Here is a 22,828-nt window from a genome sequence, read left to right on the forward strand (position 1 = left end):
ATGAGTCGGTGGCGAAGCCGCCCCAGCCTGTGACCACCGCCTACATCGATGCCTAGATCCGGAAGCAGGATCTCCAGATCGTTGAGGCTATCGCACGCGAATTTCCGGACGACTACGATGCGATGCTGCGCAAGATCACTGCCGCCGCCCAGACCGGAAGCCAAACAGAAGTGCGCAATACCAGCAGACAGGCGGTCGCCGATCTGCGGCACAGATATGCACCGCTCCTGCTTTCAGCTCCGGACAGCGCGGTCTCGCAAGCGCTTTCGGCGCAACTCGACATGCTCAATCATGTCATTGCGCGCGAAACGCCGGCCACCTGCAACAATTACCTGCGCTACGGGTAGGTCTCGAAGTATGGCCTTTCCTTCAACGCCTTGCCGTTGCCGTCGAGCAGTATTCCCGAGGCAAACAAATACCCGCCCATCGCTTCCATCTTCGCCATGTCCATGGTGCCGATGGCGCCGTTAGCACCCTTCAAAAAATGCCGGTCGTTCAGCGCCGGGTTGGTGAGCGTGTCCTTGTTCGCCGCGATCAGCGGGTCGCCTGCGTGCTTCGCGCGGTCGACGGCGAAGGCGTAGCCGGCCCGCGTTCCTCGAAAAAAGCGGCGGCGGCTTGTCGGTTGGCGCCAAGGAACCCGTTTCCGGAAATGATCGAAGGTAGTGTGCTCGTCCGGCAGCCGTAATCGGCGTAACGGAAGCTGCGCTGCTCCAAGCTTCCAAGCCCGGCCTCAACGCCTTCCAGGTCGAGTCTTCGGGCGTGACGTCGACCGCACCGGGCAAACCGTTTCCCCAATCCGCCGAAGAGTGGCCCATCTCTCCTAGGAGATGCCGGTCGTTATAAGATTTTTACCAGTTTCTTATAACGCTCTTGAAATCTCGCCGAATAAGGCCCAGTTATAAGAAAACTGCAGGTTTCTTATAACGCTGCGCACGCCCGGGGGCGGCCATGAAGACCATCGATCTTGCCTATCGTACCCTCTATGCCGAGCTGGTGCAGCGCAGCCTGGATGCCTCCTTCGAGACCGATTTCTCGACGGCGGGCAATTTCGTGCGCGTGCCGGTGAAAGGCCGCGACTACTGGTATTTCGAAGAGACGCGGCCGCAAAAGTCCAGGCGCTATGTCGGCCCGGCGGAAGATCCCGAGATCGCCAAACGGGTCGCGGCCTTCAAGGAGATCAAGGACGATCTCAGAGCTCGCCGCAAGCTGGTCTCCACGCTGGTTCGCGACGCCGGCCTGGCGGCGCCCGATGCTTTCAGTGGCGACGTCGTCGAGGCGCTGGAAAAGGCCGGGCTCTTCCGCCTGCGCGCGGTGCTCGTCGGCACCGTCGCCTTCCAGACCTATGCAGGGCATCTCGGCGTCAAACTGCCAGGAGCCGCGCTGCAGACCGGCGATGCCGACTTTGCCCAGTTCCATTCCGTCTCGGCCGAAGTCGACGACAGCATGCCGCCGCTCATCGAGGTGCTGAAGGCGGTCGACCCGACATTCCGGGAAATCCCGCACCGAACCGATGCGGGGCGCACGACGCAGTTCGAGAATGCTTCGCGCTACCGCATAGAATTCCTCACCCCGAACCGAGGCAGCAACGAGCATGCCGACCATGCCAGCCCGATGCCGTCGCTGGGCGGCGCCTCGGCGCAGCCCTTGCGCTTCCTCGATTTCCTGATCCGCGACCCGGTGCGGGCAGTGCTGCTCCACCGCTCCGGCGTGCCGGTGCTGGTTCCCTCGCCCGAACGCTTTGCGGTCCACAAGCTGATCGTCGCGGCGCGACGCGAGCGAAGCGCTGCCGCCAAGCGGGAAAAGGACCTGCATCAAGCGAGCCTGCTGGTCGAGGCGCTCGAGACCACGCGTCGGCGAGACGACCTCGCCCATGCCTTCGCGGAAGCGTGGAACCGGGGCGAAGCATGGCGTGAGGCGCTGCGCAAAGGCTTGCAACTGCTTCAGCCGGACAGGCGCGAGATGGTGGACCTGGTCCTCGGCAGGGCGCTCGACGAAGCGCGCATCGAGCTCGACGGTTTCATGAGACGGTCCAAGTGAGTTATCGTTCAAATTGTACGAAACGTTCTTGACCACTTTTCGTACCTAATGTACGATATTGCCCTTCGTTGAGGGGATGTTCTTGAACACCGCGAACCATGCCGCTTTCGCCGACCTTTCCCGCCCATTGCTCTCGCCTTTGTCGCTCGCCGAGCGCGAACGCCTGGCCGGCGCGTGGCGCATGGCCAGCCAGGACATCGCCGACGACATCCGCTTCATCCGGCAATATCTGAAGGTGATCGCCGAGAAGGACGACCGGCTCTCGACCGGCACGCTGGTGCACGGCCGCGTCTATGTCGAGGCCTGCACGGCCTGGCTGCCCGAAACGATCGCGCGATATTTGAGGAACCTCAGGCTGATCAGCGAATGCGAGTGCGCGATGACTGCGGCGGGCGTGCGCTTTGCAAAATCCAGCGATGCCTGGGAGTGAGATGTCTTCCTTCTTCTCGGAAGAAGACCACCAATCGCGACGAAACAGAGGGGCGCGAAGGAGCGCGGCGGCGGCACGGTTTCCGCCCGCGCCGGGTGCAGAGAATTCCCTTTTGCAACTTTCGGCTGCACATCGACAAATGTATCGTTTCACACAATTGCCAATTGGTGGACGCGGGCGAGCGGCCGGTAGTTAATTCCTTTCGGGCGAAGGAAGGCATAGTCGCGTACCAGGGAGGAACTCGTTTGATAGACCAGCAAATCGACATCGGCGCACCAGCCGACGATCAGCCTTACGAAGTCACCTCATTCGCCAGGAAGCATGGGCTGACGATCCCGATCGCGGACGCGGTGCTTTTTGCCAAGGGTCCGTCGCCGTCGCGGGCGGCCTGCGATACCGCCGCGCTGGCTTTCCTCTGCGCCGTTGCGCAATACGCCAGGAAGCAAGGGAGGCGATAGCCGTTTAGTCTCCACCTCCGCGCCCTAAATCTTCGGGCGCGGGCTTGCTACATTTCGATTGTGCGGATGGCAGCGGCGGAACGGCCGCTGGGGTCAGGCCTTGGCTTTCGGCTTGGCAGGAGCCTTGGCCTTGGCGGGGGCTTTGGCGGGCGTTTCGGCCTTGGCCGACTTCGGCTTGGCGGCGGCCGTCTTTTTGGGCGCGGCCTTGGACTTCGGCTTTACTTCGGCGTCGATCTCGGCGGCCGCCTGGTCCCAGTGCTCCATATGCGCGCCTTCCGGCCGGCCCGCCTGCTCCCAGATCTCGTGCGCCCGCCGGCGAATGCGTTCCTGCCTGTCGTCCGTCACTGTCGCCTCCTTTGAGTGGGGCCGCTCCCCGACGGAAACATTAGCTGAATTTTCTGGTGGCGTCTTGCGCATCGACGCGTAGGTGCCTGAACTTCGGCAGCGATTTCTTCAGTGCACGTCGGAGACGATAGCGACTCCCAGATACGCCGCCTTCTTTGTAATCAATGCGGCTAAATCGGCGTCAGAGCGTTCGGTTCCGGTGCGCCTGCGCAACAGGCCAATCGCTTCCTTCATCGATAAGAGGCCAGTGCGGCGTTCGGCCAGAAGCTGGTCGACCGCCTTTGCACAGTCGACTGATTCGACATGGGGATGATGCATGGCTGCGACTCCTTCCTAGGAGCCGGCATCCCCCCGCCGGTTTGGCGGGAGGATCGGGGCTCGTAAGCGTAAGATCACTCGATGACGTGGATGACCCTGCGTGTACCAGGATCGATCAGGACAGTGCGATCGTTGACCACGGCATATCTGTACTGAACGTCCGGCACCTCCCGCAGCTCGACCGTGTCAGGCACCGTCGAGCCGACGCCCAGTTCCAGCCCCAGTATGTTGACCGAGGCGATCGGGTGCTTGTGGACATATTCCTTGACAACAGTCTGCTGCTCCGGCGTGACGATGATCTGGTCCGCAGCGGCAAAGCCTACGCCGGCGATCAGAGCAAGGCCGGCAACAGCAGGAATAAGGGTGCGTTTCATCATAAGTCTCCTGTTGTGTTGGCGAGCTCCGCCCGCCTCCGCCGTCGCGGAAACCCTGGCAGGTCGAACATAGGAGCTCCCGGGGCAAACGCGTGCATTGGGGTCTTGTTCCGTCTGCGGCGCCTAATTGATTGTTGCCGGCGGAACCGCCGAGGCGGCTTCGCATTGTTTGAATTGAATAATTCGACAAGCAAAGGCCCGCCATGACTGCAGTTCACATCACAAGCGACATGCCGCTCCGCGCGCCGGTGGCGATCGCAGTCGGGGCCGGCTTCAAGCGCGAGATCGCTTCCCTGGCGGCGATGCAGAATTTCCTCAAAGAATGGCCGCCGGCGATGCGCGGCGACTGTTATGCCGCGGCCGTGCAGACCTGCGAGGCAGCGCGGACAGGCGAGAGGAAACTCGGGGAAGCGCGGCGGGCCTTCGTGGCATTCGCTCAGAAGGCCGGCATTCTGTGGACCGGCGTCGACCCGGTCACCGCGCTACGCGAAGCCAAGATCAGACGCGTCAAGGCCAGGAGCATAAGCCAGCAGCGCCGGCAATGGCCGCTGGCGTGACAGGCTGCTGAAGTCCGGTTCTATAGGATCGGGCTTATGGAACCAAGCATCATCGAAAAAGCCCTCGCGGCCGAAGGCTTTTGTCGCGCCAAGCGGCGTAGCGTCGCTCACTGCCGCCCAGTGCTGGACGGCAGCCAGTCGACATCGATGACGGCTGTCAGTTCAGCGAAGCTTCGCACGACTCGGTGAGGAAAGATGCGGCGATCAGATCGTCCGCATCGATGCGTAGGGAGCCATCGCCGCCCCCCATGATGGCCGCGACCTTCTGGAAGGTCTGTATTTCATGTGCGGTGATGTGGGCGTCTTCCATCCTGGCCCGCAACTCGGCGACGCGCATCCCGAGCGAGCGGGATGTTCCGATTTCTCGTTTCGACATGTTAACTAGTCCTCCTCGCCCCTGCCTATGCCTGTTCGCCGCCGCCCGATTCTGCTTTCTGCCACCGGTTTGTGTTGCCTATGAGACAGGTTTGTTTCTGCCACTGGTTTGTGTTGCCTATGAGACAGATTTGACCCAAAGCGCCCAACTTGGGTGTGGGTCAAAGGTTCCGTTAGGATATCGTAAATTAATAATTTTCCGTTAACCGCCCGCCGCCGTGACCGGCGGCGGGCCGTCCGTTCGGCCGATTACGCTATCGGTTAATTGAGCACCTTGATGATCTTGCGCGTGCCGGGGTCGACGATCACAGTCCGGTTATCGACCACGACATAGCGATATTTGACGTTCGGCACCTCGTGCAGTTCGACCGTCTCGGGAAGCGTGCTGCCGATGTTCAGCTCGACGCCCGGAACCTTCACCGAAGCCAGCGGCTGCTTTTGCACATATTCCTTGATGACGGTTTCCTGCTCGGGCGCGATCACGACGGTGTCCTGCGCAGCGACGGCGCCAGCGCCGGCGAGAAGCAGGAGGGCCGCGGCGGCGGTGGTGATGTGCATTTTCATGGTCGTCTCCTTTGTGTGGTCAATCGCCTCCTCTGCTGCGCCTGCGATTTCCACAGCCGATCGGCACCGTCCTAACGCCGAGGGCCACGGCTTGTTCCTGCAAAATTCCGCGCATCCGCCGGCGTAAGAACGCCGCCGCCGCTTGGCAAAACAATCTCGGAACAATGCCTTCCAAGTCGTGTTTAACCAACGAAGGGACCGACTTTCCGAGGAGAAATCAGATGAAGCATCTTCTGATCACGAGCATGATCGCGCTCGGCGTCGGTTGCGGCGCCGCGGTGGCGCAGACCGAGTCCGTGCAGCCGAGCGGCGGCGATAGTTGTGCCGCCGGCCAGGCCGACTGCCCGAAGGGCGGCAAGGCTGGCGAGCAGGCCCAGGGCAAGATGAAGTCTCAGACCGAGCAGAATGCCCAGGGCACCACCAAGATGAAGACTGAGCAAAATGCCCAGGGCGAGGCTGGCGCCAGCACCGAGCAGAACGCCGAGGACAAAACGCAGCTGAAGAAGAAGCAGCAGGCGCAGGGCAAGACCGACACCAAGACTGAGCAGAATGCCCAGGGCAGCACCAAGGTGCAGACTGAGCAGAATGCTCAGGACAACACCACGCTGAAGAAGAAACAGCAGGCCCAGGGCAAGACCGGCACCAGCACCGAGCAGAATGCTGACAGCAACACCAAGGTGCAGACCGAGCAGAATGCTCAGGGCAAGACCGGCACCACCGACCAGAACGCCCAGGGCACCACCAAGATGCAGACCGAGCAGAACGCTCAGGGCAAGACCGGTACGACCACCGAGCAGAACGCTCAGGGCAACGTCCAGGCCGACCAGGACAAGACGGCCTCGATCACCAATGTGACGGTCGAGCAGCGGACGCAGATCACGCAGATCATCCGCGAGACCAACGTCCAGCCGGTTCGCGATGTCAGCTTCGACATCTCGGTCGGCGTCGAGGTTCCGCGGCAAAAGATCCGGCTCCATCGCCTGCCGCCCCGCATCGTCAAGATCGTCCCGGCTTACGAAACCTATGAGTATTTCGTGCTGGCCGACGGGCGCATCGTGATCGTGGATCCGGACACCTACAGGATCGTCGTGATCCTGGAGGCGTGATCCAGACAGCATTTCCGACAGGAGGCCTGCCGTGCCGCAAGGCATGGCGGGCTTTTCTTATGTCGCTTCAGCCGCGGGCGCAAACGCCCCTCCCCGCGGCCGGGCGGCAGCCCCATCAAAGCCTTATCGCCCGCCCTCGCCGCAACACAGCCGTCGGACTGAGGTCTGGTTTGGTAGGGCATTGGTCCCCCTCTCGAAACATACAGGCAGTTATCTTGTTGGAGTCATGACTGGCGAGCATAGGTCCCTTCATCGTCGGTTGTTCGCACCCGCCGCTACCTGCGATGCGGCGGGTGCTCCTTTTGGGGGTGCTGCATGCAACTCGGAGAGATCATTGCGAACCTGTTCGCCGCCGTTCTTCTGATCTGCGTTGTGGCGCTCGTGTTCTTCACAGGCGGCAGACCACTCTGGCCGGATCGCGAGGCCAAGATGGTCATCCTCTTGCCGCCGGATGCCATGACAACGGGATCGGTCAGGGCACTGGCGCACGTTCGCCTGCCCGACGCCTTCGATATCCGGCTGGTGCAGCCACGGCCCCAATCCCGATAGCCGGTGGGCCAGCCCACAGCCGGCCGCGACGTGATCCCGCCGAATGGGGGGCAAAGCTAACTCTCCGCTTCTTTCGCGCAAGGGCGGAGGGCCGTCTCCCGCCGATGAAGGGCCGTGCTCGGCGGGCGGGCACTGCGGCAACCGGCGGCCGGGTTCAGCTCAGCAGCATTGCGGCAGCGGCGAAGACGATGCACGGGCCGAAAGCAGGCGCAACACGCCAGCTCGCCCGGTAGCCCGCTGCGGTTCATTAGCTGCTCCTGATCATCGTGCCGCGAGGGAACGGAATCGGCCTCGGCTTGGTTCCTGAGGCAAAGTCCTTCGGCGGGCCGGAGTTAAGACCTATGGCAAGGGGTCTGCGTGAAGTCTTGCGATCCTGGCGGAAAAGGTGCAAGGGTCAACATGGGTAGAGCAATGGGCGAGATCGTCGAAGACCCTAACTGGTCGCGGCGCTCGGTTGGGCAAATGTATTTTCCGCAGTTTCTTGTGGGAATGACGGCAACGCTTCTGGTGGTTCTCGGCTGGACCTTCATGTCCACCGGGTCGGTCTGGCAGTCGCTTGGCTGGACGTTCTTGGCGGGCGTGGTGCTGCAGGCAGGCTACTTCGTGGCTGTGCTGTGGCTCGTGCAAGCCGAAGGCCGGGCCACGGACGAGAGCAAGGCGAACGACGCCGGCGCCCCCGCCAAGCTGCCCGGCCCGTTCGAGCGCGACGGCATCGTCCATGCGCTGATCTCGCGGCTGTTCCCGAGGCTGCTGCCGTAAGGCGGCTCAGCGTCCGGCCAAAGCCCCCAGCGCCGTCATCTTTTGGGTAGCGACGTGAAGCGGAGCGAAGACCCGAGAATTCCAAGCCGTGACCTCGTCGAGGAACGCAGCGCGGCAGAATCCTGCACCGTCGGAACGCTCTGAGCTTACGGCCTGCAGTCTGCGCCGCGTCGCTTCGCTCCCTGCTCCGCCACAGGATGACGTGCCAATCTTGGCCGCGTGCGATCGGGCAATTGGGCGCGTCGCACTGGGCCGGTTCAGGCGACGCGCTGTTGGGTGCACCGTTACTGCGCCGGAGCGACCGTGGCCGAGCGCACCGTCTCCGCGGACGAGAAGACGATGAAGGCAAAGGTCAGCACCGCGGCGGCGACAATCAGCGAGCCGATCGCCACGACCGGCTCGATCTCCGGATGGCCTGCGGCCAGCATCCAGTAGAGCGCCGGCAGCATGATCACGAGGCCAACCGTATAAAGACCGTAATGGATCATGGCGATGCGGCGCTCTGCCTTGGCCGGATTGAGCGCGTAGTAACCGCCGAAGATCGCGCTGGTCACCCAGCCGAGAAGGTTGATGTGGGCGTGCGCCGGGAAGGCGCCGTGGTCGCCCGAAATCGCCATCTGCAGCCCGGCGGCTATGCCCAGGATGAGAAAGATGACGGCCGTCTTGAAGAAAAGCTCCGAAACCCGTGGCATTTTGTTGTCCTCCCAATGCCCTGTGAAATCCCTCACCCGCTAAGCTACACACCGCAACGCATATTAGCCACAAGGCAGCGAAGTTTTGGTGTGCATTGCGCACAGCGTCAGGCGAGGCAAAAAGGCCCGCAAGGGTCGGCGCCGGCGGGGCAGCGGTCCCCGGGCCTGCAGTTGTTTTCCCCAATGCAGGGCGGCTCGCAAAAGAAATTGCCCGTCCCCCATTCCAACGCCGGCCATTATATCGTAGTACGACATTCATAGCGAGAACTCTGGGGTGGCAACCGGGGGCCGGGAGCTGACCATACAGCTCCCGGTCAAACTCAATTCGTCGCGCCGATTTTCGATCACCCGGTCTGCGCCACCGCGTCGGTTCTGCCACCGTTCCAAATACGTGACACGGCGCCGACCGAAGCCGACGAAAGGTTTCCAGCGGTGCAGACGCCGTGAATTTTTAGCTATTCCTTAACCAATGTTATTCGCTCGGTAGACCTGGCATGTTAACCTTCGGGCGCGGGTAGAAGCCGTCTGACCACCTCGGCTTTTGCTATTTGGGCTCGCCTCAAAGGCGAGCCTTTTTTTGAACTCCGCCTGTGCCTCGGCGTGGGGTTTCTGCTCGCCGCAACCAGAACTCCCCCTGGCCTCACCTGGTCTGTTGCCGCGTGCGAATGCATTGCCGTCAAGCCAAACAAAAATGCCGCCGGGTCGCCCCGGCGGCATGCAATTCCACTCCGGCAGGTTCGCCGCTTGTGCCTTATGGCGTGGACGTCGCCGTAGCCGCCTGGTCGATCTTGTCGGCCAGCACGTCCTTGGCCCAGTCCGTCACCTCCTGATCGACCGGCTTGTTGGCCATGTCCTGCAGGGCGGCGTCGAGCGTGGCGTCATCGGGCGCGGGGTTAGCGGTCACCGCGGCCTGGGCATCCGCCACCGCCTGGGTGTCAGTGGCGATCGCGGCGTTCTGGGCGTCGATCTGCGCCTGAACGTCGGCAACCTGCGCATCGAAAGCCGCCTTTTCCTCGGCCGTCATGTTGGTCGTGTCGGTTGCATTGAGGTCGGCGAGCTGTTGGGTGAGCGTGCCGAGCTGGGCCTGGTCGGCGGCCAGCTTCGCGTTTGCCGCGTCAAGCTTGGCCTGCGCGTTCTGGGCTACGGCGGCCTGGGTCACATAAGCCTGAATGCCCGCGAACTTCTTGCTCTTGGAATTCATGTAGGCATTTATGTTGCGCTGGAGCGAGTTCAGCCGGCCGAGCTTGGCATGGATGTTCTTTTCCTTCGGCGTCGCAGCCTTAGTGGTATCGTCCGTCGTGTCGTCATCGGTTGCATCGTCGACCTGCGACTTGGCGGCCTTTGCCGACGCCGACTTGCCATGCGAGGCGCCGCTGTTGCTGCTTTGGCCCTTGCCGCCGCCCTTGCCGTTGCCACCGCCGTTGCCATTGCCCCCGCCATTGCCATTGCCATTGCCGCCGCCATGGCTGCCGCCATTGCCGTGGCCCCCGCCATTGCCGCCGGCTCCGGCAAGTGCGGGAGCCGCCGCGAGCGCCAGAATGGCGAGCGAAGCCAAAAGTGTTTTCCGGATTGTCATCATGTTTCTCCGCAGGTGAATCGCCACCAATGCCCAACCGCTAGATCGCGTCATATGAGATTTCCCTAACGGCTTGGAGTAACTTTTAAACAAATTCGGTGGCGGCAAGAGAGTATCCCGAGAAGCAGCTCCGCAAATCCTGCGGAACACCTTTTAACTTACTGAAATCATTGCACAAATAAATGGGCTAAGGCCAGGTCCGCCCTCTGGAACAATGAAGGCCCACCCCCCGTCGGACCATGGGCCTAACGCTATGCGGCCAGCGTCCGTTGAGGAGCACAAGACGCCTGTTTATGAAGGCGATTTTCGGACGTGCGCGGCATCGTTTCGGGCAATCGCGCGGGAAGCCGTGATGCCACCAGCGCTTGGGGCGCGCTGACGAGGTGTTCTTATCCCGCTTCGCGGCTGATCCCATATATACTTATATATTCTTCCCGGGATGCCCTGAAGGGTGTCGCAACCTTTCGGCCGCTCGGCTTGTCAATCTGAGCCCTGGCTTTGACCCGAAACGAAGTCTCACTTTGGGGAGACGTGCTTCAGCTGTTGATCAGCGGCACGGTGACAGTGGTCGAGTAATTGATCGGAAAATCGCTGAAATAGGGAAAGTTGATGACGAAGGCATAGCTGGCGCTGACATGCGCCATCTTGAAGCCGCCGCTCGGCGGGTCGGTGGTGATCGTCACTGTCACGTTCTGCAAGCCGAGCGCCTGTAGTTTCTGCGTCGCGATCGTCTGGATCTGAGCCTGGGTCATCGTCCTGTCGAGCTGCAGCGAGCGCGCCGAGGCCTCGAGCGCATAGCGCACGCTGGACTCGTTGTTCATCGACCAGCCGAAGGCGAAGATGCCGAACAGAAGCATGATCAGGAAAGGCACGATCAGCGCGAACTCGATCGCGGCGCCGCCAGATGCGTCGCTGGCAAACAGCCTGGTTTTTTGCTTAGCGGACACGGACCACCTGCTGATGGCCGAGCGCGCTATTGCCCGGGAAGACGCCGAAGGTGAACGGCGGGACCCAGGTGCCCGACGCCTGGATCTGGACATAGATGGAGGGTACTTTCGATCCCGCACAGGTGGTCGACTGCGTGACCACGGTCGTTCCGCATTTGTAGGTGCGTGTCACCGTGATCGCCGCATCGGAGGGTTTCTTCTCCCAACTCGCAAGCGCGGCGGCCTGAACGGCGGTGTCGTCGCCCCCGCCGGCCAGCAGCAGATTCGCCGCCGTCTTTACACCCGCCCGCATCGCCATCGAGTTGGTGACATAGGACCAGCCATCGGCGATTCCGAACAGCGCGACGCACAGCACCGGCAACACCAGCGCGAATTCCACCGCGGCCGAGCCGGAGCGATTCTTGCGGAAGCGGATCGCTGCCGTCGCCACGCGGCTACTCGACAATCGCAACGGACGGGGCAGCGGGGATGTCTTGCAGCCCAAGGCTCGAGCAGTTCTGGTTGATCGTGGAATTGCCCGACCACTGGATGGTGTCGGCCACAACCTGGGTGCAGCCGTTCGCGCCCGAGAAATTGCCGAGATAGTTGACCTGCTGCTTGGGAAAATAGATCGCGCCGGTCAGCGAAGAAGTCGCCGTGCCGTTGAAGGTGCTCTGCGCCGCGGTGCCGGTCCTGTCGCCGTAGAACAGCACGCCGGAATAGGTGCCCGAGGTCGGCGCGCTCAGCGTTACGGTCGCGTTGCCGTTCATGCTGATAGTGTTGCTGCCCGTCATATAGATGGTTACGCCGGTGCAGGGCGCAGCGCAGGTGATGACCGCGCCTGCGTTGATCTTCAGATTGCCCTGAACGACGTAAGTGCCGGAAGAAAGCGCGACATTGCCGTTGAGGTTCATGCCGCTGCAGTAGGTGCCGGACACGAGTGTCTGCGCTGACTTGCCGCCGTTTACATTTCTGCACGGGGTGGTAACCGCGGGCGCCGGCAGGCTGGAGAATGGATCGGACGCGGGCAAGGCCTGGGTTAACGGCGACTTGCAGGTCGTGGTCACCGGGTTGTTCAGCGAAACGCCGCCGACCGAGATCAGGCAGTCGGCCTGAAGCCCTGCCGACCCCTGCACCTTGATGGCATCGGCGGCGCTCGAATTCGACATGACCGAGCAACCGGTCAGCTTGACGCTGGTGCTGCCGGAGAAAAGCGCCGCCTGCGAGGCCGACTGATTGAGCGCCAGCACGCAGGCCTTGGAAGCATCGGTGATGAGCGCCACCGCCCTCGCCTGCTCCGGCACCTTGGTCTGCGTGAAGATCGAGGTGAACATCCGATCGAGGTTCTGGTTGAGGATGACCTCGACTGCCTTCTTGGCCGTGTTCGGCCCCGAGGTGGGCGGCGTGTGGACGGTGATGGTGCCATTGCCGAGGCCGTTGTCGGTCGCCGACTGGGTCGCGGCCGCCGTGATCGTCGCATTGTCCGATCCCTGGATCTTTTCCAGCGCGCCGGCATAGGCGGCGGCGTCCGCCGTCGCCTGCAGCTTCAGGCTCGAATAGTACCAGTAGGACGTCTCGACGCCGAGCCCTGCCCCGCCGACGACGATCGGCAGGGTGAGCGCGAAGATCGTCGCAACATTGCCGCTCTCGCCGCGCCGCAGGCGGCGGGAGACGAACTGTCTGAAAATCCGACCGAATGTGTTCATGGCCGAGCGCGCCCAAGCTATCCCAGCCACCACGTTCAACACCCCGCGATAAACGAATGGCTAATTTTTTTCCTCGACTTGCGATTTTCAGACCCTTGTATGCATATCTACCGCCCTGCGCGGCCGCGACTCAGACTTAGGTCCCACTTCATATAAGACCTAAGGTGAAGCTGCGGATAAATCAGCGATTTTAGCTTTTGCTGCATTTTATCTTTTTCGGAAATCCGTCGTAGAGACGGCTGGAGTAGTTTCTCTGCCGTTTCCGGCGAGGGGTGCTGCCATGATCAGACGGTTCTGGGCTTCGACGCGCGGCAATTTCGCGCTGGCGACCGCAATCGCCATGGTGCCGCTGATGCTTGTCGTGGCCGGCGCCGTCGATGTGGCCGGCACGAGCGACGACGCGGCGCAACTGCAGAACTCGCTGGACGCAGCCGGACTGGCGGTGGGCACGAAATACCAACCGACCATGTCGGCCGGCGATGTGCGCCAGCTCGGCCTGACCTTCTTCTCAGCAAATCTGAGCGTCGCCGACGCCGGCGAATATTCGGGCAGCGTCGGGGCGTTCCAGGCAGCGGCCAGCGGCGATCCGAGCGGCTACACCATCTCGCTGTCGTCGAGCATCAGCCGAGCGGCTTTCATCAGCGGCGCGCCGGCCTGGCAGGCGACCCGCTCCGCCTCCGTCGAGGTCAAACCGGGGGCGCAAGCGTGCGTTCTGGCGCTCGATCCGCATGTCGGCTCCGCCGTTAACCTGCAGGGCTCGACCAATGTGGCGATGAACGGCTGCGTGATCGCCGCAAACTCGGACGCGGCCGACGCCATCGACCGCGGCGGCTCGGCCCTGCTTAGCGCCGCATGCGTCTCGACGGTCGGCTCGACCTCGGGGATAATGCCGCCCAACGCAACACTCTCGTGTGACGCACCGCTCGAAAACCAGTACGCATCGTTCGACCCGTTGGCCAATGTCACCCCGCCCGCTTACGGCATGTGCCAATCGATGCCGAACGGCAAGACGGTCACGCTTTCGCCCGGCACCTATTGCGACAAGACCTGGTCAGGAAAGATCACGCTTAATCCGGGCGTCTACATCCTGCGCAATGTCACCATAAAGCCCGGCGGCAACGGCAGCCTCACCGGCCAGGGCGTGACGATCTTCCTGATGGAAGGCTCGCAGCTCTACATCAATGCCAATGAGCAGGTGAACCTCTCGCCGCCGACCAGCGGCCCCTATGCAGGCATCACAATCTTCCAGGCCAAGGGCAACACCGCGGCGCTGACGATCAACGGCGGATCCGGCTCGGTGGTCAGCGGTTTCATCTATGCCCCCGACGCGGCGATCTCCTATGCCGGGAATTCGGACATGAACGCGCAGGGCAATTGCCTGCGGCTGGTCGGCAATACCGTAGGCATGACCGGAAACTCGGCGGTGAAATCGGACTGCGCGGCCGAGCTCGGCAATCGCGAGATGTATGCCGGCAGGATGATCACCCTGGCGAAATAGCGCGGCTCTTCCCTTGAGGGGAAATCAGTACTCGCCGACGATATCGGCGCCCGGCTGTTCGTCGAACAAAACCGCGCAGCCACGCTGCAGCGCCACCTGGCTCAAGGCGTTTGCCGCCGCTTCGTCGGACGAGACGAAGTCCCCGGTCAAGACGCGAAGTTCCTCGACGGCTCTCGACATTGAAACAAGGCGCCCAGCCGCGCCATCGCTGGCGCAGGCGTCGACGACGCAGAGAAGGTCGATCAGTTCGAAGCTGTCCATGGCGGCCTCCGCCCACAGGATCCCTTCGCGGAAGACAACGGCGTGACTGGCGGCCGGGTTCCGCTCGAGTGGTGCATCATGATTTGGCGACAGCCTGGGCGGCCCGCGCCGAGATCGAGCGAAGCAGCAGGCAGGGCTTAAAGGCACGTCGCGCACGCCTGTGGTCGTTTTGGATCGACCGGCAAAAGCGCGGCGAACAGGTTCGCGAATCTCGGCAGACTGCGGGATTGTGGGAGTTGCCCGCCACATCGCAGGAAATGGCGGGCAACTCCACTTTCAAACCGCCGATGAAGGGACGTTACTCGACGGTTGTGCCACAATGAGTTGTGGGCCTACTTGTTTCCAGAAATCGCCCATTCGGACCTCTGCGCTCAAAGGTGCGGCCTCAGGTCCCGCCTGACAAGGGACCGTGGCCCGAAAGCAGGAACATTCCAGCTTTGGCGCCGTTGCCACGACATCCCAATCGGCAGAGGAGAGGAAACCATGGCCGACAGACCTACAGTTGTAAACACCAGTGGCGGGGGCGGCGCCGGCACAGCAGTGGCCATCGTTCTTGCCATCATCGCGATCGTGGCCCTGCTGTTCTTTACCGGCATCATCAATGTCGGTGGCCGCACCGGCGGTGGCGGATCGACGGATGTCAACGTGAAGCTCGATGCGCCGAAGGTCGAGGCGCCCAAGGTGGAGATCCCTGCGGCACCGTCGACGACGCCGGCACCCGCGCCGGCCGCACCGGCTCCGGCCCCGGCTCCGGCCAACGGCGGCTGATCCGCCTGCGCAACCGGTAGGCCGGTTGCGCGTTTATCGAATGGCTACTCCAGCTTCGGCCCGCGCATTCCTCTGGAAGGCGCGGGCCCTTTTTCTCTCGGGTCCTTTTTTCTCGGGCCCTTTTTGTCTCCGGCAGTTCCGCTCAGTCATCCATTTCCATCGGCCGATGGCCCGGCCTTTGATGCCAGACGACCTGGCGGAAATCCGTCAGTTCGACGACTTGGTCGCAGGTCGGACAGATATAGTTGTCGCAGCACTGGCGAAGCGCCGGCGGAGTGCGGCGCACTGCCCCGACCGGCGGACGGGTTTCCGTTTTTCCTACCTGATGAAGCATCGATTCCTCCCAGTTTTTCTGATTTTTCGAGTATCGCCTTCCACCCGGCTTGGCCTCGCCTATGGCGGTTTCGATGGGCGCGGTGAGCGCGCGCCCGCGAGCGGAAATGAAAATGGGCTATCGCGGACGGGGCCTGGCTTTGCCGCGGCACTATTGGCGAAATTCACTTGCCGAGGGTTCACAGGATTCTCCCCAAGGGCGAGAAACGGGGTGGCCCCTCAACCACCGTCGTGCCAGGCGCAAGGAACAGCAAAACACCGGCAGAGCGTGCTTGCAATAGGGCCTGCGCGGCAAAATCGATTTCGCGCCGCGCCCGGCAATTACATTAGCAATCATTCATCGAAAGGCGTATCAATCCAGCGGCGGTCGCCGACGATCGCGCGTCAGGCCCCGCTTGCAATCCTTGGAAATGGGAGGATGCCATGGCCGAAGCTGCAATGAAGGTCACCAAGCTCGAATCCAAGTCGCATAACAATCCCGACGAGGTTCGCTCGCCCGCCAAGACCCGGGTCGAAGTGGTGCGGCTGCCGGGCTACACGCTCGGGCGGCTCAACATGGAGCCGGGCTGGAGATGGTCCGAATGCGTGAAGCCGGTGGTCAAGACCGACAGCTGCCAGGTGTCGCATGTCGGCTATGTCGTGTCCGGGACGATCACCATACGCATGGACGACGGGACGCAGAAGACCTTCGAGGCCGGCACGTCCTATACCATCCCGCCCGGGCATGACGCCTGGGTGGAAGGCAATGAGCCGTTCCAATGCATCGAGGTGCTGAGCGCCGAGCAATACGCCAAGCCGGTCTAAGGGCTGTCGGAGAAGTGCGCCTGAAGATCGGAGGGGCGGTGCTCCGGCTCGGCCGCACTTCGTCATCCTGGCCTCTTCGCGCGTCGTTTCGTTCCTGGCTTCGTCCTAGCATGACGCAGTTTCGGGCCGCGATCCTTCGCGCCCCTCCCTGGTCTCGCGGTCAACCCGTCAAAGGGGAGCACGCCGGCGCAACCGGTCAAAGCCCTTGGTTGTGATGGGTTGCAGATGTTCTCATCCCCAGCTGGCCGGCTTGACAGGAAACTCCTTTTGTTCTCTTTATGTTCACATGCATTACCGCTTACAACAGTCGCTGCTAATGCTGCGATGCCGCAAAGCGGATGGATGGAGCCGGGAGCGCGATGGCCGCCACGAACGCCGCTTCGGCCGCTACGATCCTGCATGCCGATCTCGACGCCTTCTACGCCTCGGTCGAGCAACTGCTCGACCCGTCGCTGCGCGGCAAGCCGATCGCAGTCGGCGGCGGCGTGGTGCTTGCCGCCTCCTATGAGGCGAAGATTTTTGGCGTGCGCGGCGGCATGCCCGGCCGCAGGGCGCGCGAGCTCTGTCCGCAGCTCATCTTCGTCGGCGGCCGCTTCGGCGAATACCAGCGTCTCGGCGACGCCGCGATCAAGGTGCTCGACGATTTCACGCCGCTGGTCGAGCGCATCTCGATCGACGAGGCTTTCGCCGATGTCGCCGGCTGCACGCATCTGTTCGGACCGCCGGACGAAATTGCGCGAACCATCCGCCGCCGCGTGAAGAGCGAGCTCGGCCTGCCGATCTCGATCGGCGTGGCACGGACGAAGCATCTCGCCAAGATCGCCTCGCAGGTGGCCAAGCCCGACGGCCTGGTGATGGTCGAGCCCGGCACCGAGCTTTCCTTCCTGCACGATTTGCCGGTGTCGCTGATGTGGGGCGTCGGTCCAGCAACCAAAGCCAGGCTCGCCGAGATCGGCGTCGAGACCATCGGGCATTTGGCGCGCACGCATAGCGGCGCGCTGGAGCGGCTGATCGGCCATGCCGCCGGCCAGAAGCTCGCGGCCCTTGCCTGGAACCGCGACCCGCGCCGGCTGGAGACGCATCGCCGCGCCCATTCCGCCGGCGCGCAGTCGGCGCTGGGCCGCAAACCGGCGCTGCCGCGCGTCTTCGTGCCGACGCTCCTGCATCTCGCCGATCGCGTCGCCAGCCGCCTGCGCGCTAAGGACCGGCCCGGCCGCACGGTGACGGTGCGCGTGCGCTTTGCCGACATGCGCGCGGTCACGCGCGCGGTGACGCTGGAGCAGCCGATCCAGGCGACGACCATGCTCGCTGACGTCGCGGAAGAGCTGGTCAGAGGCGTGCTCGCCGCTCACCCGGGCGAACGGGAAATCTCGCTGCTGGCGATCTCGGTCTCGCATCTGGAAGAGCATGCCGAGCTGCAGCTCGAACTGCCGCTCGGCCTGGCGGACGAGAAGCTGAAGCCCGGCAGCCGCAAAGGCCTCGCCCGCTTCGGCGCCGACCGCGCCATAGACAAGATCCGCCAGCGCTTCGGCAAGCAGGCCGTCGGCTACGGCACCGTCGCGCTTGAAGCGGCGCGCTCGGTGCCGGATGAATTCAGGGAGCTGGCGGAGAAGAAGCTGTGAGGGAGGTGCTTTGCATCTCCTCTGGCGACGTTGGAGATTGGCGAAAGCCGACGCGCCCTCCGATCTCCCCCTTGTGGGGCCCTTGTGGGCCCCTTGTGGGGCCGGCAGGACAGAGGGGGGCGGCGACCTATCCCTTCGTCATCCGAGGGTCTGCGCGCGTCGCCTCGCTCCTTGCTTCGCCCTAGGATGACGAACGGCCGCGATCCTTCGCGCCCCTCTCCTGGCCTGCCGCCATCTTCCCTCAAGGGGGGAGATCACGCGCTCTGGCGGCTGCCCTCAACCCGCCACAGCCCAGTCCAGCCGCATCGCCGCGCTCATCGTTTGCCCATCTTCAAGCACCGTCAGCCCTTCGCCGTGATGCGCATCGACTGGGTGCGAGACCGGCTCGAAGCAGAAGAAGCCGGCGTCGGATGACGGCGAATAGAGGATATAGACGCCAAGCTCCGGCGAGGCAGTGAGCGTGATCCTGATCCCCTCCTCGAGCTGCGTGATCGAGGCGCGACGATTCCAGCCGTCGAAGGCGTTGTTGACCCAGTCCCACGGCAGCGGGATGGAGCGCGAGAAATCCCAGGCCGGGCGCTCGCTCAGCGGCACGACGCCGACCGGCAAATGGCGCTCGTCCTCCAGCCAGACGCGCCTCGCCTTGGCCCCGAGCAGCGTTGTGTCGCCGCGCGGGAACCAGGGATGGAAACCGAGCCCGTAAGGCAGGCGCATGCCGGCGCGGTTCTCCACCGTCAGCTGCGCCTCCAACGCGCCGTCCTGCAGCGCATAGGTCACGGTAGCCGCATAGCGGTAAGGACCGATCGCGCCCTCGTCGAGCACCAGCTCCGCCTCGGTGACGGTGCGGCGGGCGAGCCGCCACGGTCTTTGGAAACCGTCGCCATGGATCGGAAAGGCTTCGCCCGGAATGTTCGGCGCGACGGCGTGGAAGCGGCCGTCGAAAGTGAAGCCGCCGCCGGAGATGCGGTTCGACCACGGCACCAGGAGTTGGCAGCCGGACGTGCCGGTGCCATCGCCCGGCTTCAGCAGCGGAACCGGCGCGCTGCCGATCACCAGCGCGTCATAGCGCGCGATCGCCGCGCCCTTCTCCGGCGCCAGCACCAGCCTCGCCTGCCCGTCGTTCAGCTTGACCGCGCCGGCCATATCCTCACCAGCCGCCATCGATGGCGATGTTCTGGCCGCTGATCATGTCGGAGGCGGGTGAGACGAGGAACAGCACGAGCTCGGCGACATTGTCAGGCTCGATGCGCGTCTTGAGGCTTTGGTTCTCGAGGATCCAGTCATTGTACTGCTTCAACCGGTCGCCGAAGACGCGCGCCTCCGCCTCCGAGACCACCGCGCCCGGCGACACGGCGTTGACGCGGATGCCATGCGGCCCGAGCTCGCGCGCCAGCGACTTCGTGAGCCCGAGCATGGCGCCCTTCGAGGCGACATAGGGTACGTAGCCGTCCCAGCGGCCGTTGAGCGTGATCGAGCAGAAGTTGACGATCTTGCCGTAGCCCTGCGCCTTCATGCCCGGCGCGCAGGCCCGCGCCAGCGCAAAGGCGGCCGAGGAATTGACGCGGATCTGATCCTCATAGTCGGCCAGCGAGAACTGCTCGAACGGCCGGTTGATGATCAGCGCCGCGTTGTTGATCAGGATATCGATCCCGCCTTCCTTCGCCGCCAGCGCGGCAACAGCCGCTTCCGCCTCGGCCAGCCGGTTGAGATCGCAGCCGACGAAGGCGATATCGCCCCTGGCCTGCCCGGCAAGTCCCGCCACCTTCTGCTCGGCATCGCCGATGTCGGGGCGGTCGAGCACCAGCACGCGCGCGCCGGCCCGCGCCAGCGTCACCGCCTGGGCCCGGCCGAGCGAGCCGAGGCCGCCCGTCAGCAACACTTTACGACCAGCGAGCGCCTTCATTGCCTAACCCTCACAGGACAGAATGGACTTCGTCGATCGAGGTGTCGCCGATGCGCTTGTCCAGCACGATCTCGCCGCGCGCCATCGCGACGATGCGGTCGCAGCACTCGAAGACGTGGTGCATGTTGTGACTGATGAAGACGCCCGTCACTCCCTGTTCCTTCAGGCCGCGCACGAAGCCGATCACCTTGTTGGTCTCCTTGACCGAGAGGTGATTGGTCGGCTCGTCGAGGATCATCACCTTCGACTTGAAGTGCATGGCGCGCGCGATCGCGACGCCCTGGCGCTGGCCTCCGGAAAGCTCGCCGACGAGCGCATCGGGGGAGCGCAGATGCAGGTCGACATTGGCGATGGCGCGCACGCTTTCCTCGGCCATCTTCTTCTGGTCGAGGATGCCGACGCCGAGGACCGAGAACCGGGTCGGCTCACGGCCGATGAACAGGTTACGGGCGATCGACATGGTGGGGACCATGGAATTGTACTGGTAGATGGTCTCAATGCCGAGATCCATCGCGTCGCGCGGCGTCGCGATGCTGACGTCCCTGCCCTCGACCTTGATCTCGCCCTGGTCGGCCCGATGGACGCCGGACAGGATGTTGATCAAGGTCGACTTGCCGGCGCCGTTGTCGCCGACCAGGCCGAGCGCCTCGCCGCGCTTGAAGTCGAGCGTGACGCCTTTGAGGGCATGCACGCCGGAATACCATTTGTGCAGATCGCGCACCGAGATGATGGCATCGCTCACGGCTCAGCCCTCCATCTTGATGGCCTTGGCGCGCTTGCGCATCCAGGCATTGGCGACGACGGCGAAGATGGTCAGGAAGCCGATGGCGAATTTGAACCAGTTGGCGTCGACATGGCTGAGCACAAGGCCGTTGTCGATGACCCGGATGAGCGTCGTGCCGATGATGCCGCCCATGACGGTGCCGATGCCGCCGGCGAGCGAGGCGCCGCCGATGACGGCGGATGCCACCGCCTGCAGCTCCATCCCCTCGCCGATCGAAGGCAGCGGCGACCCCAACCGCAGCACCTGCAGCATGCCGGCGAAGCCCGAGAGCACCGAGCACAGCATGAAGCAGACGATCTTGACCCTGGCGGTCGGGATGCCCATCGCGGCGGCGGCCGGCAGGAAGCCGCCGGTAGCCTTGATCCAGTTGCCGAAATTGGTGCGCGACAGCATCAGCGAGGTCAGCGCCGCGACCGCCACGAACCACAGAAACGACATGCGGAACATGTTGCCCGGCCCGACGAAGGAGGTGAACAGCCAAGTCGGCAGGTCGGCGGGCAACAGCGGCGGAAAGCCGCCGGAAACGACAACGGTGAGCGATCGCGCCATGAACAGCATGCCGAGCGTGGTGATGAAGCTCGGGATGGCGAAGCGGATGGTGACGTAACCGTTGATGAAGCCGATGGCCGCCGAGGCGAGCAGCCCGGCGAGCAGCGCCAGCGGGAACGGCCAGCCCTGCACCATCAGCACCGCCATCGTCATCGGCATCAGCGCGAAGACTGAGCCGACCGACAGGTCGAACTCGCCGCTGATCATCAGGATGGTAACGCCGATGGCGACGAGGCCGGCCTCCGGCAGGATGCCGAGGATGCCGCGCAGATTGTCCTGGTTCAGGAACACGCCGTGCGAGCGGACCTGGAACAGGACAATGAGCAGCACCAGGAGGATCAGTCCGGCCAGTTCCGGCTTCTCGAGATAGGTCTTGAACAGGCGCTTCAATGAAAGGCTCCGGTGCGGTGATTGTGAAAGGTACTGTGGCGCCGCGTTCCTTCACACCCCCCTCTGTCCTGCCGGACGGTCCGGCAGGACAGAGGGGGGGTGATGTCCCGCCAGCATTTCGGTGACGGGCGTCTCGACCAATCTCAAAGGCATGCGACCTCAGCGCATGCCCTGCGCGGACAGCGCCATGATCGCATCGGCGTCCTTCTGGCGCACGATGCCCTGCCCCGTGTCGATGTCGGAAGGCGCAAGACCGAGCTTCTTGTTGAGATAGACTTCCATCACCGGCATGAAGCCCTGCATGTAGGGCTGCTGGTCGACCAGCGCCTGGACATAGCCCTTCTGCATCTGCTGCAGCACTTCCGGCACGAGATCGAAGCCGCCGAGCAGGACCTTGCCGGGCGCGACCCCGCGATCGGCCAGCACGCGCGCCACGCCGGCGCACCAGAAGCCGGTGTCGAAATAGGCCGTGGTGTCGGGATGCGCGTTGAGATAGGCGCCGACGCGGTCGGAGGTGATGGCGAGGTCGGTGCCGCTGTCGATGCGCTCCCACGAAACGTCGCGGTCCTTATGAGCGGCCTTGTACTCCTCGAGGAACTGCATGACGCCGGCGCCGCGGGTTTCCGACCAGTTCTGGCCCGGCGCCGAGATGCCGACCAGCACCTTGATCGGACCATCCTTCGGAAAGTTCTCGGAAATCGCCTTGGCGAGCGAGTAGCCGGCTGGCTTGAAGCCCTGGCCGATGAAGGCCTGGCGCGCATTGCCCTTGGCGCCTTCGGTGTCGTCGACATTGACGGCGATCACCACCACGCCGGCGTCGCGGGCCTCCTTGATGACATCGTCGAAGGCATGGTCGTCGACGATGGAGGTGAGCAGCGCGTCGGGCTTGGCGGCAAGGGCCGCGCGCATGTTCGCGACCTGCTGCTCGATCGATCCCTCGGTCTGGGTGAAGACCATGTTGCAGTTGGCCTCGACCTTGGCGCAGCCATCATCGAAACCTTTCTTCACCGCCTGCCAGAATGTGTTCGAGGCCGACGAATGATGGGTGAAGACGATGTTGAGCCCGTCGGCTTTGGCGGCCGATTGCCCGCCGATAAGGGCGGCGCCGAGCAGAAGCATTGCTGTCAGTTTTCTCATGTTTGTT

General features: G+C 63.5%; 29 protein-coding genes. 12 read left to right on the forward strand and 17 right to left on the reverse strand.

The window, feature by feature from the left end:
* The first annotated feature begins 122 nt into the window (after positions 1–122).
* The gene (locus CK221_RS19300; RefSeq protein ID WP_067001059.1) at positions 123–347 is read left to right on the forward strand and encodes a hypothetical protein; all 225 of its coding nucleotides are present in this window, start codon (positions 123–125) and stop codon (positions 345–347) included.
* Here CK221_RS19300 and CK221_RS30335 read toward each other — a convergent pair.
* A complete protein-coding gene (locus CK221_RS30335; RefSeq protein WP_156752745.1) occupies positions 338–481 on the reverse strand; it encodes a hypothetical protein in 144 nt (47 codons plus the stop codon). The genes CK221_RS19300 and CK221_RS30335 overlap by 10 nt on opposite strands.
* Before the next feature lie 467 nt (positions 482–948).
* On the opposite strand from CK221_RS30335, the gene CK221_RS19305 reads away from it, so the two are divergent.
* The 3 genes from CK221_RS19305 to CK221_RS19315 all read left to right on the forward strand — a co-directional run bounded on the left by CK221_RS19305 (position 949) and on the right by CK221_RS19315 (position 2,925).
* A complete protein-coding gene (locus CK221_RS19305) occupies positions 949–2,037 on the forward strand; it encodes a GSU2403 family nucleotidyltransferase fold protein (RefSeq protein WP_095778869.1) in 1,089 nt (362 codons plus the stop codon).
* Positions 2,038–2,119: 82 nt separating this feature from the next.
* Positions 2,120–2,467, forward strand: coding sequence for a hypothetical protein (locus CK221_RS19310; RefSeq protein WP_143749067.1), 348 nt, complete (start codon positions 2,120–2,122; stop codon positions 2,465–2,467).
* Positions 2,468–2,712: 245 nt separating this feature from the next.
* Positions 2,713–2,925: a hypothetical protein gene (locus CK221_RS19315; protein WP_067001092.1), complete on the forward strand. Its 213-nt coding sequence runs from the start codon at positions 2,713–2,715 to the stop codon at positions 2,923–2,925.
* A 93-nt stretch (positions 2,926–3,018) separates the two neighbouring features.
* On the opposite strand, the gene CK221_RS19320 is transcribed toward CK221_RS19315, so the two are convergent.
* From CK221_RS19320 to CK221_RS19330, 3 genes are all read right to left on the reverse strand, one after another.
* Positions 3,019–3,270 (reverse strand): DUF2934 domain-containing protein, encoded by a 252-nt coding sequence (locus CK221_RS19320; protein WP_095778871.1) that lies wholly within the window; start codon positions 3,268–3,270, stop codon positions 3,019–3,021.
* Positions 3,271–3,378: 108 nt separating this feature from the next.
* Entirely contained in the window at positions 3,379–3,588 is a 210-nt protein-coding gene (locus tag CK221_RS19325; protein ID WP_067001047.1) for a hypothetical protein, read from the reverse strand.
* Between the two features lie 74 nt (positions 3,589–3,662).
* Positions 3,663–3,962 (reverse strand): DUF1236 domain-containing protein, encoded by a 300-nt coding sequence (locus tag CK221_RS19330; protein ID WP_067001089.1) that lies wholly within the window; start codon positions 3,960–3,962, stop codon positions 3,663–3,665.
* Between the two features lie 203 nt (positions 3,963–4,165).
* On the opposite strand from CK221_RS19330, the gene CK221_RS19335 reads away from it, so the two are divergent.
* Entirely contained in the window at positions 4,166–4,519 is a 354-nt protein-coding gene (locus tag CK221_RS19335; protein WP_082980646.1) for a DUF982 domain-containing protein, read from the forward strand.
* Between the two features lie 157 nt (positions 4,520–4,676).
* Here the strand turns inward: CK221_RS19335 and CK221_RS19340 are convergent, their stop codons facing one another.
* Positions 4,677–4,895: a hypothetical protein gene (locus CK221_RS19340; protein ID WP_095778872.1), complete on the reverse strand. Its 219-nt coding sequence runs from the start codon at positions 4,893–4,895 to the stop codon at positions 4,677–4,679.
* 260 nt (positions 4,896–5,155) lie between these two features.
* Positions 5,156–5,458, reverse strand: a complete 303-nt coding sequence (locus tag CK221_RS19345; RefSeq protein WP_095778873.1) for a DUF1236 domain-containing protein — start codon at positions 5,456–5,458, stop codon at positions 5,156–5,158.
* Positions 5,459–5,679: 221 nt separating this feature from the next.
* On the opposite strand from CK221_RS19345, the gene CK221_RS19350 reads away from it, so the two are divergent.
* The 3 genes from CK221_RS19350 (at position 5,680) to CK221_RS19360 (ending at position 7,872) form a co-directional block, all read left to right on the forward strand.
* A complete protein-coding gene (locus CK221_RS19350) occupies positions 5,680–6,564 on the forward strand; it encodes a DUF1236 domain-containing protein (RefSeq protein WP_095778874.1) in 885 nt (294 codons plus the stop codon).
* 315 nt (positions 6,565–6,879) lie between these two features.
* Positions 6,880–7,113, forward strand: a complete 234-nt coding sequence (locus tag CK221_RS19355) for a polymerase (protein WP_095778875.1) — start codon at positions 6,880–6,882, stop codon at positions 7,111–7,113.
* Between the two features lie 411 nt (positions 7,114–7,524).
* On the forward strand, positions 7,525–7,872 hold the full coding sequence (locus CK221_RS19360; protein ID WP_245430684.1) for a hypothetical protein: 348 nt from the start codon (positions 7,525–7,527) through the stop codon (positions 7,870–7,872).
* A 284-nt stretch (positions 7,873–8,156) separates the two neighbouring features.
* On the opposite strand, the gene CK221_RS19365 is transcribed toward CK221_RS19360, so the two are convergent.
* The 5 genes from CK221_RS19365 to CK221_RS19385 form a co-directional block, all read right to left on the reverse strand.
* Positions 8,157–8,564, reverse strand: a complete 408-nt coding sequence (locus CK221_RS19365) for a hypothetical protein (protein WP_067001036.1) — start codon at positions 8,562–8,564, stop codon at positions 8,157–8,159.
* A 751-nt stretch (positions 8,565–9,315) separates the two neighbouring features.
* Positions 9,316–10,140 carry a hypothetical protein gene (locus CK221_RS30340; RefSeq protein ID WP_095778980.1) on the reverse strand — a complete coding sequence of 275 codons (825 nt, stop codon included), beginning with the start codon at positions 10,138–10,140 and terminating at the stop codon, positions 9,316–9,318.
* A gap of 536 nt (positions 10,141–10,676) precedes the next feature.
* Positions 10,677–11,087 carry a TadE/TadG family type IV pilus assembly protein gene (locus CK221_RS19375; protein WP_245430685.1) on the reverse strand — a complete coding sequence of 137 codons (411 nt, stop codon included), beginning with the start codon at positions 11,085–11,087 and terminating at the stop codon, positions 10,677–10,679.
* Positions 11,077–11,517: a TadE/TadG family type IV pilus assembly protein gene (locus tag CK221_RS19380; protein ID WP_095778877.1), complete on the reverse strand. Its 441-nt coding sequence runs from the start codon at positions 11,515–11,517 to the stop codon at positions 11,077–11,079. The genes CK221_RS19375 and CK221_RS19380 overlap by 11 nt, the downstream gene beginning before the upstream one ends.
* Positions 11,518–11,521: 4 nt before the next feature.
* Positions 11,522–12,772, reverse strand: coding sequence for a pilus assembly protein TadG-related protein (locus CK221_RS19385; protein ID WP_095778878.1), 1,251 nt, complete (start codon positions 12,770–12,772; stop codon positions 11,522–11,524).
* 280 nt (positions 12,773–13,052) lie between these two features.
* Here CK221_RS19385 and CK221_RS19390 point away from each other — a divergent pair, with 280 nt between their 5' ends.
* Positions 13,053–14,270: a TadE/TadG family type IV pilus assembly protein gene (locus tag CK221_RS19390; protein WP_095778879.1), complete on the forward strand. Its 1,218-nt coding sequence runs from the start codon at positions 13,053–13,055 to the stop codon at positions 14,268–14,270.
* Between the two features lie 24 nt (positions 14,271–14,294).
* Here CK221_RS19390 and CK221_RS19395 read toward each other — a convergent pair whose 3' ends face one another.
* Positions 14,295–14,531 carry a hypothetical protein gene (locus tag CK221_RS19395; protein ID WP_067001071.1) on the reverse strand — a complete coding sequence of 79 codons (237 nt, stop codon included), beginning with the start codon at positions 14,529–14,531 and terminating at the stop codon, positions 14,295–14,297.
* A 483-nt stretch (positions 14,532–15,014) separates the two neighbouring features.
* Here CK221_RS19395 and CK221_RS30565 point away from each other — a divergent pair, with 483 nt between their 5' ends.
* The 3 genes from CK221_RS30565 to dinB all read left to right on the forward strand — a co-directional run bounded on the left by CK221_RS30565 (position 15,015) and on the right by dinB (position 18,058).
* Positions 15,015–15,299, forward strand: a complete 285-nt coding sequence (locus CK221_RS30565; RefSeq protein WP_210200036.1) for a hypothetical protein — start codon at positions 15,015–15,017, stop codon at positions 15,297–15,299.
* Between the two features lie 756 nt (positions 15,300–16,055).
* The gene (locus tag CK221_RS19410; RefSeq protein ID WP_067001020.1) at positions 16,056–16,436 is read left to right on the forward strand and encodes a cupin domain-containing protein; all 381 of its coding nucleotides are present in this window, start codon (positions 16,056–16,058) and stop codon (positions 16,434–16,436) included.
* Between the two features lie 359 nt (positions 16,437–16,795).
* Positions 16,796–18,058, forward strand: coding sequence for a DNA polymerase IV (gene dinB, locus CK221_RS19415; protein ID WP_095778881.1), 1,263 nt, complete (start codon positions 16,796–16,798; stop codon positions 18,056–18,058).
* Between the two features lie 276 nt (positions 18,059–18,334).
* On the opposite strand, the gene CK221_RS19420 is transcribed toward dinB, so the two are convergent.
* From CK221_RS19420 to CK221_RS19440, 5 genes are all read right to left on the reverse strand, one after another.
* Complete coding sequence (locus tag CK221_RS19420; protein WP_245299559.1) at positions 18,335–19,219, reverse strand: aldose 1-epimerase; 885 nt, start codon at positions 19,217–19,219, stop codon at positions 18,335–18,337.
* Positions 19,206–19,961 (reverse strand): SDR family oxidoreductase, encoded by a 756-nt coding sequence (locus CK221_RS19425; RefSeq protein WP_095778882.1) that lies wholly within the window; start codon positions 19,959–19,961, stop codon positions 19,206–19,208. The genes CK221_RS19420 and CK221_RS19425 overlap by 14 nt, the downstream gene beginning before the upstream one ends.
* Before the next feature lie 10 nt (positions 19,962–19,971).
* On the reverse strand, positions 19,972–20,703 hold the full coding sequence (locus CK221_RS19430; RefSeq protein WP_095778883.1) for an ATP-binding cassette domain-containing protein: 732 nt from the start codon (positions 20,701–20,703) through the stop codon (positions 19,972–19,974).
* Positions 20,704–20,706: 3 nt separating this feature from the next.
* Positions 20,707–21,684, reverse strand: coding sequence for an ABC transporter permease (locus CK221_RS19435; RefSeq protein WP_095778884.1), 978 nt, complete (start codon positions 21,682–21,684; stop codon positions 20,707–20,709).
* A 159-nt stretch (positions 21,685–21,843) separates the two neighbouring features.
* Positions 21,844–22,821: a sugar ABC transporter substrate-binding protein gene (locus tag CK221_RS19440; RefSeq protein WP_066993164.1), complete on the reverse strand. Its 978-nt coding sequence runs from the start codon at positions 22,819–22,821 to the stop codon at positions 21,844–21,846.
* Positions 22,822–22,828: the final 7 nt, after the last annotated feature.

This window comes from Mesorhizobium sp. WSM3868 (assembly GCF_002294785.1).
Taxonomy (GTDB): domain Bacteria; phylum Pseudomonadota; class Alphaproteobacteria; order Rhizobiales; family Rhizobiaceae; genus Mesorhizobium.

What these genes read in the sequence shown, in the direction of transcription:
- CK221_RS19300 (WP_067001059.1), top strand. Translation starts at nt 123, where the DNA reads ATGCTGCGCAAGATCACTGCCGCCGCCCAGACCGGAAGCCAAACAGAA.
- CK221_RS19305 (WP_095778869.1), top strand. Translation starts at nt 949, where the DNA reads ATGAAGACCATCGATCTTGCCTATCGTACCCTCTATGCCGAGCTGGTG.
- CK221_RS19325 (WP_067001047.1), bottom strand. Translation starts at nt 3,588, where the DNA reads ATGCATCATCCCCATGTCGAATCAGTCGACTGTGCAAAGGCGGTCGAC.
- CK221_RS19330 (WP_067001089.1), bottom strand. Translation starts at nt 3,962, where the DNA reads ATGAAACGCACCCTTATTCCTGCTGTTGCCGGCCTTGCTCTGATCGCC.
- CK221_RS19335 (WP_082980646.1), top strand. Translation starts at nt 4,166, where the DNA reads ATGACTGCAGTTCACATCACAAGCGACATGCCGCTCCGCGCGCCGGTG.
- CK221_RS19340 (WP_095778872.1), bottom strand. Translation starts at nt 4,895, where the DNA reads ATGTCGAAACGAGAAATCGGAACATCCCGCTCGCTCGGGATGCGCGTC.
- CK221_RS19345 (WP_095778873.1), bottom strand. Translation starts at nt 5,458, where the DNA reads ATGAAAATGCACATCACCACCGCCGCCGCGGCCCTCCTGCTTCTCGCC.
- CK221_RS19350 (WP_095778874.1), top strand. Translation starts at nt 5,680, where the DNA reads ATGAAGCATCTTCTGATCACGAGCATGATCGCGCTCGGCGTCGGTTGC.
- CK221_RS19355 (WP_095778875.1), top strand. Translation starts at nt 6,880, where the DNA reads ATGCAACTCGGAGAGATCATTGCGAACCTGTTCGCCGCCGTTCTTCTG.
- CK221_RS19360 (WP_245430684.1), top strand. Translation starts at nt 7,525, where the DNA reads ATGGGCGAGATCGTCGAAGACCCTAACTGGTCGCGGCGCTCGGTTGGG.
- CK221_RS19365 (WP_067001036.1), bottom strand. Translation starts at nt 8,564, where the DNA reads ATGCCACGGGTTTCGGAGCTTTTCTTCAAGACGGCCGTCATCTTTCTC.
- CK221_RS30340 (WP_095778980.1), bottom strand. Translation starts at nt 10,140, where the DNA reads ATGACAATCCGGAAAACACTTTTGGCTTCGCTCGCCATTCTGGCGCTC.
- CK221_RS19385 (WP_095778878.1), bottom strand. Translation starts at nt 12,772, where the DNA reads ATGAACACATTCGGTCGGATTTTCAGACAGTTCGTCTCCCGCCGCCTG.
- CK221_RS19390 (WP_095778879.1), top strand. Translation starts at nt 13,053, where the DNA reads ATGATCAGACGGTTCTGGGCTTCGACGCGCGGCAATTTCGCGCTGGCG.
- CK221_RS19395 (WP_067001071.1), bottom strand. Translation starts at nt 14,531, where the DNA reads ATGGACAGCTTCGAACTGATCGACCTTCTCTGCGTCGTCGACGCCTGC.
- CK221_RS30565 (WP_210200036.1), top strand. Translation starts at nt 15,015, where the DNA reads ATGGCCGACAGACCTACAGTTGTAAACACCAGTGGCGGGGGCGGCGCC.
- CK221_RS19410 (WP_067001020.1), top strand. Translation starts at nt 16,056, where the DNA reads ATGGCCGAAGCTGCAATGAAGGTCACCAAGCTCGAATCCAAGTCGCAT.
- dinB (WP_095778881.1), top strand. Translation starts at nt 16,796, where the DNA reads ATGGCCGCCACGAACGCCGCTTCGGCCGCTACGATCCTGCATGCCGAT.
- CK221_RS19420 (WP_245299559.1), bottom strand. Translation starts at nt 19,219, where the DNA reads ATGGCGGCTGGTGAGGATATGGCCGGCGCGGTCAAGCTGAACGACGGG.
- CK221_RS19425 (WP_095778882.1), bottom strand. Translation starts at nt 19,961, where the DNA reads ATGAAGGCGCTCGCTGGTCGTAAAGTGTTGCTGACGGGCGGCCTCGGC.
- CK221_RS19440 (WP_066993164.1), bottom strand. Translation starts at nt 22,821, where the DNA reads ATGAGAAAACTGACAGCAATGCTTCTGCTCGGCGCCGCCCTTATCGGC.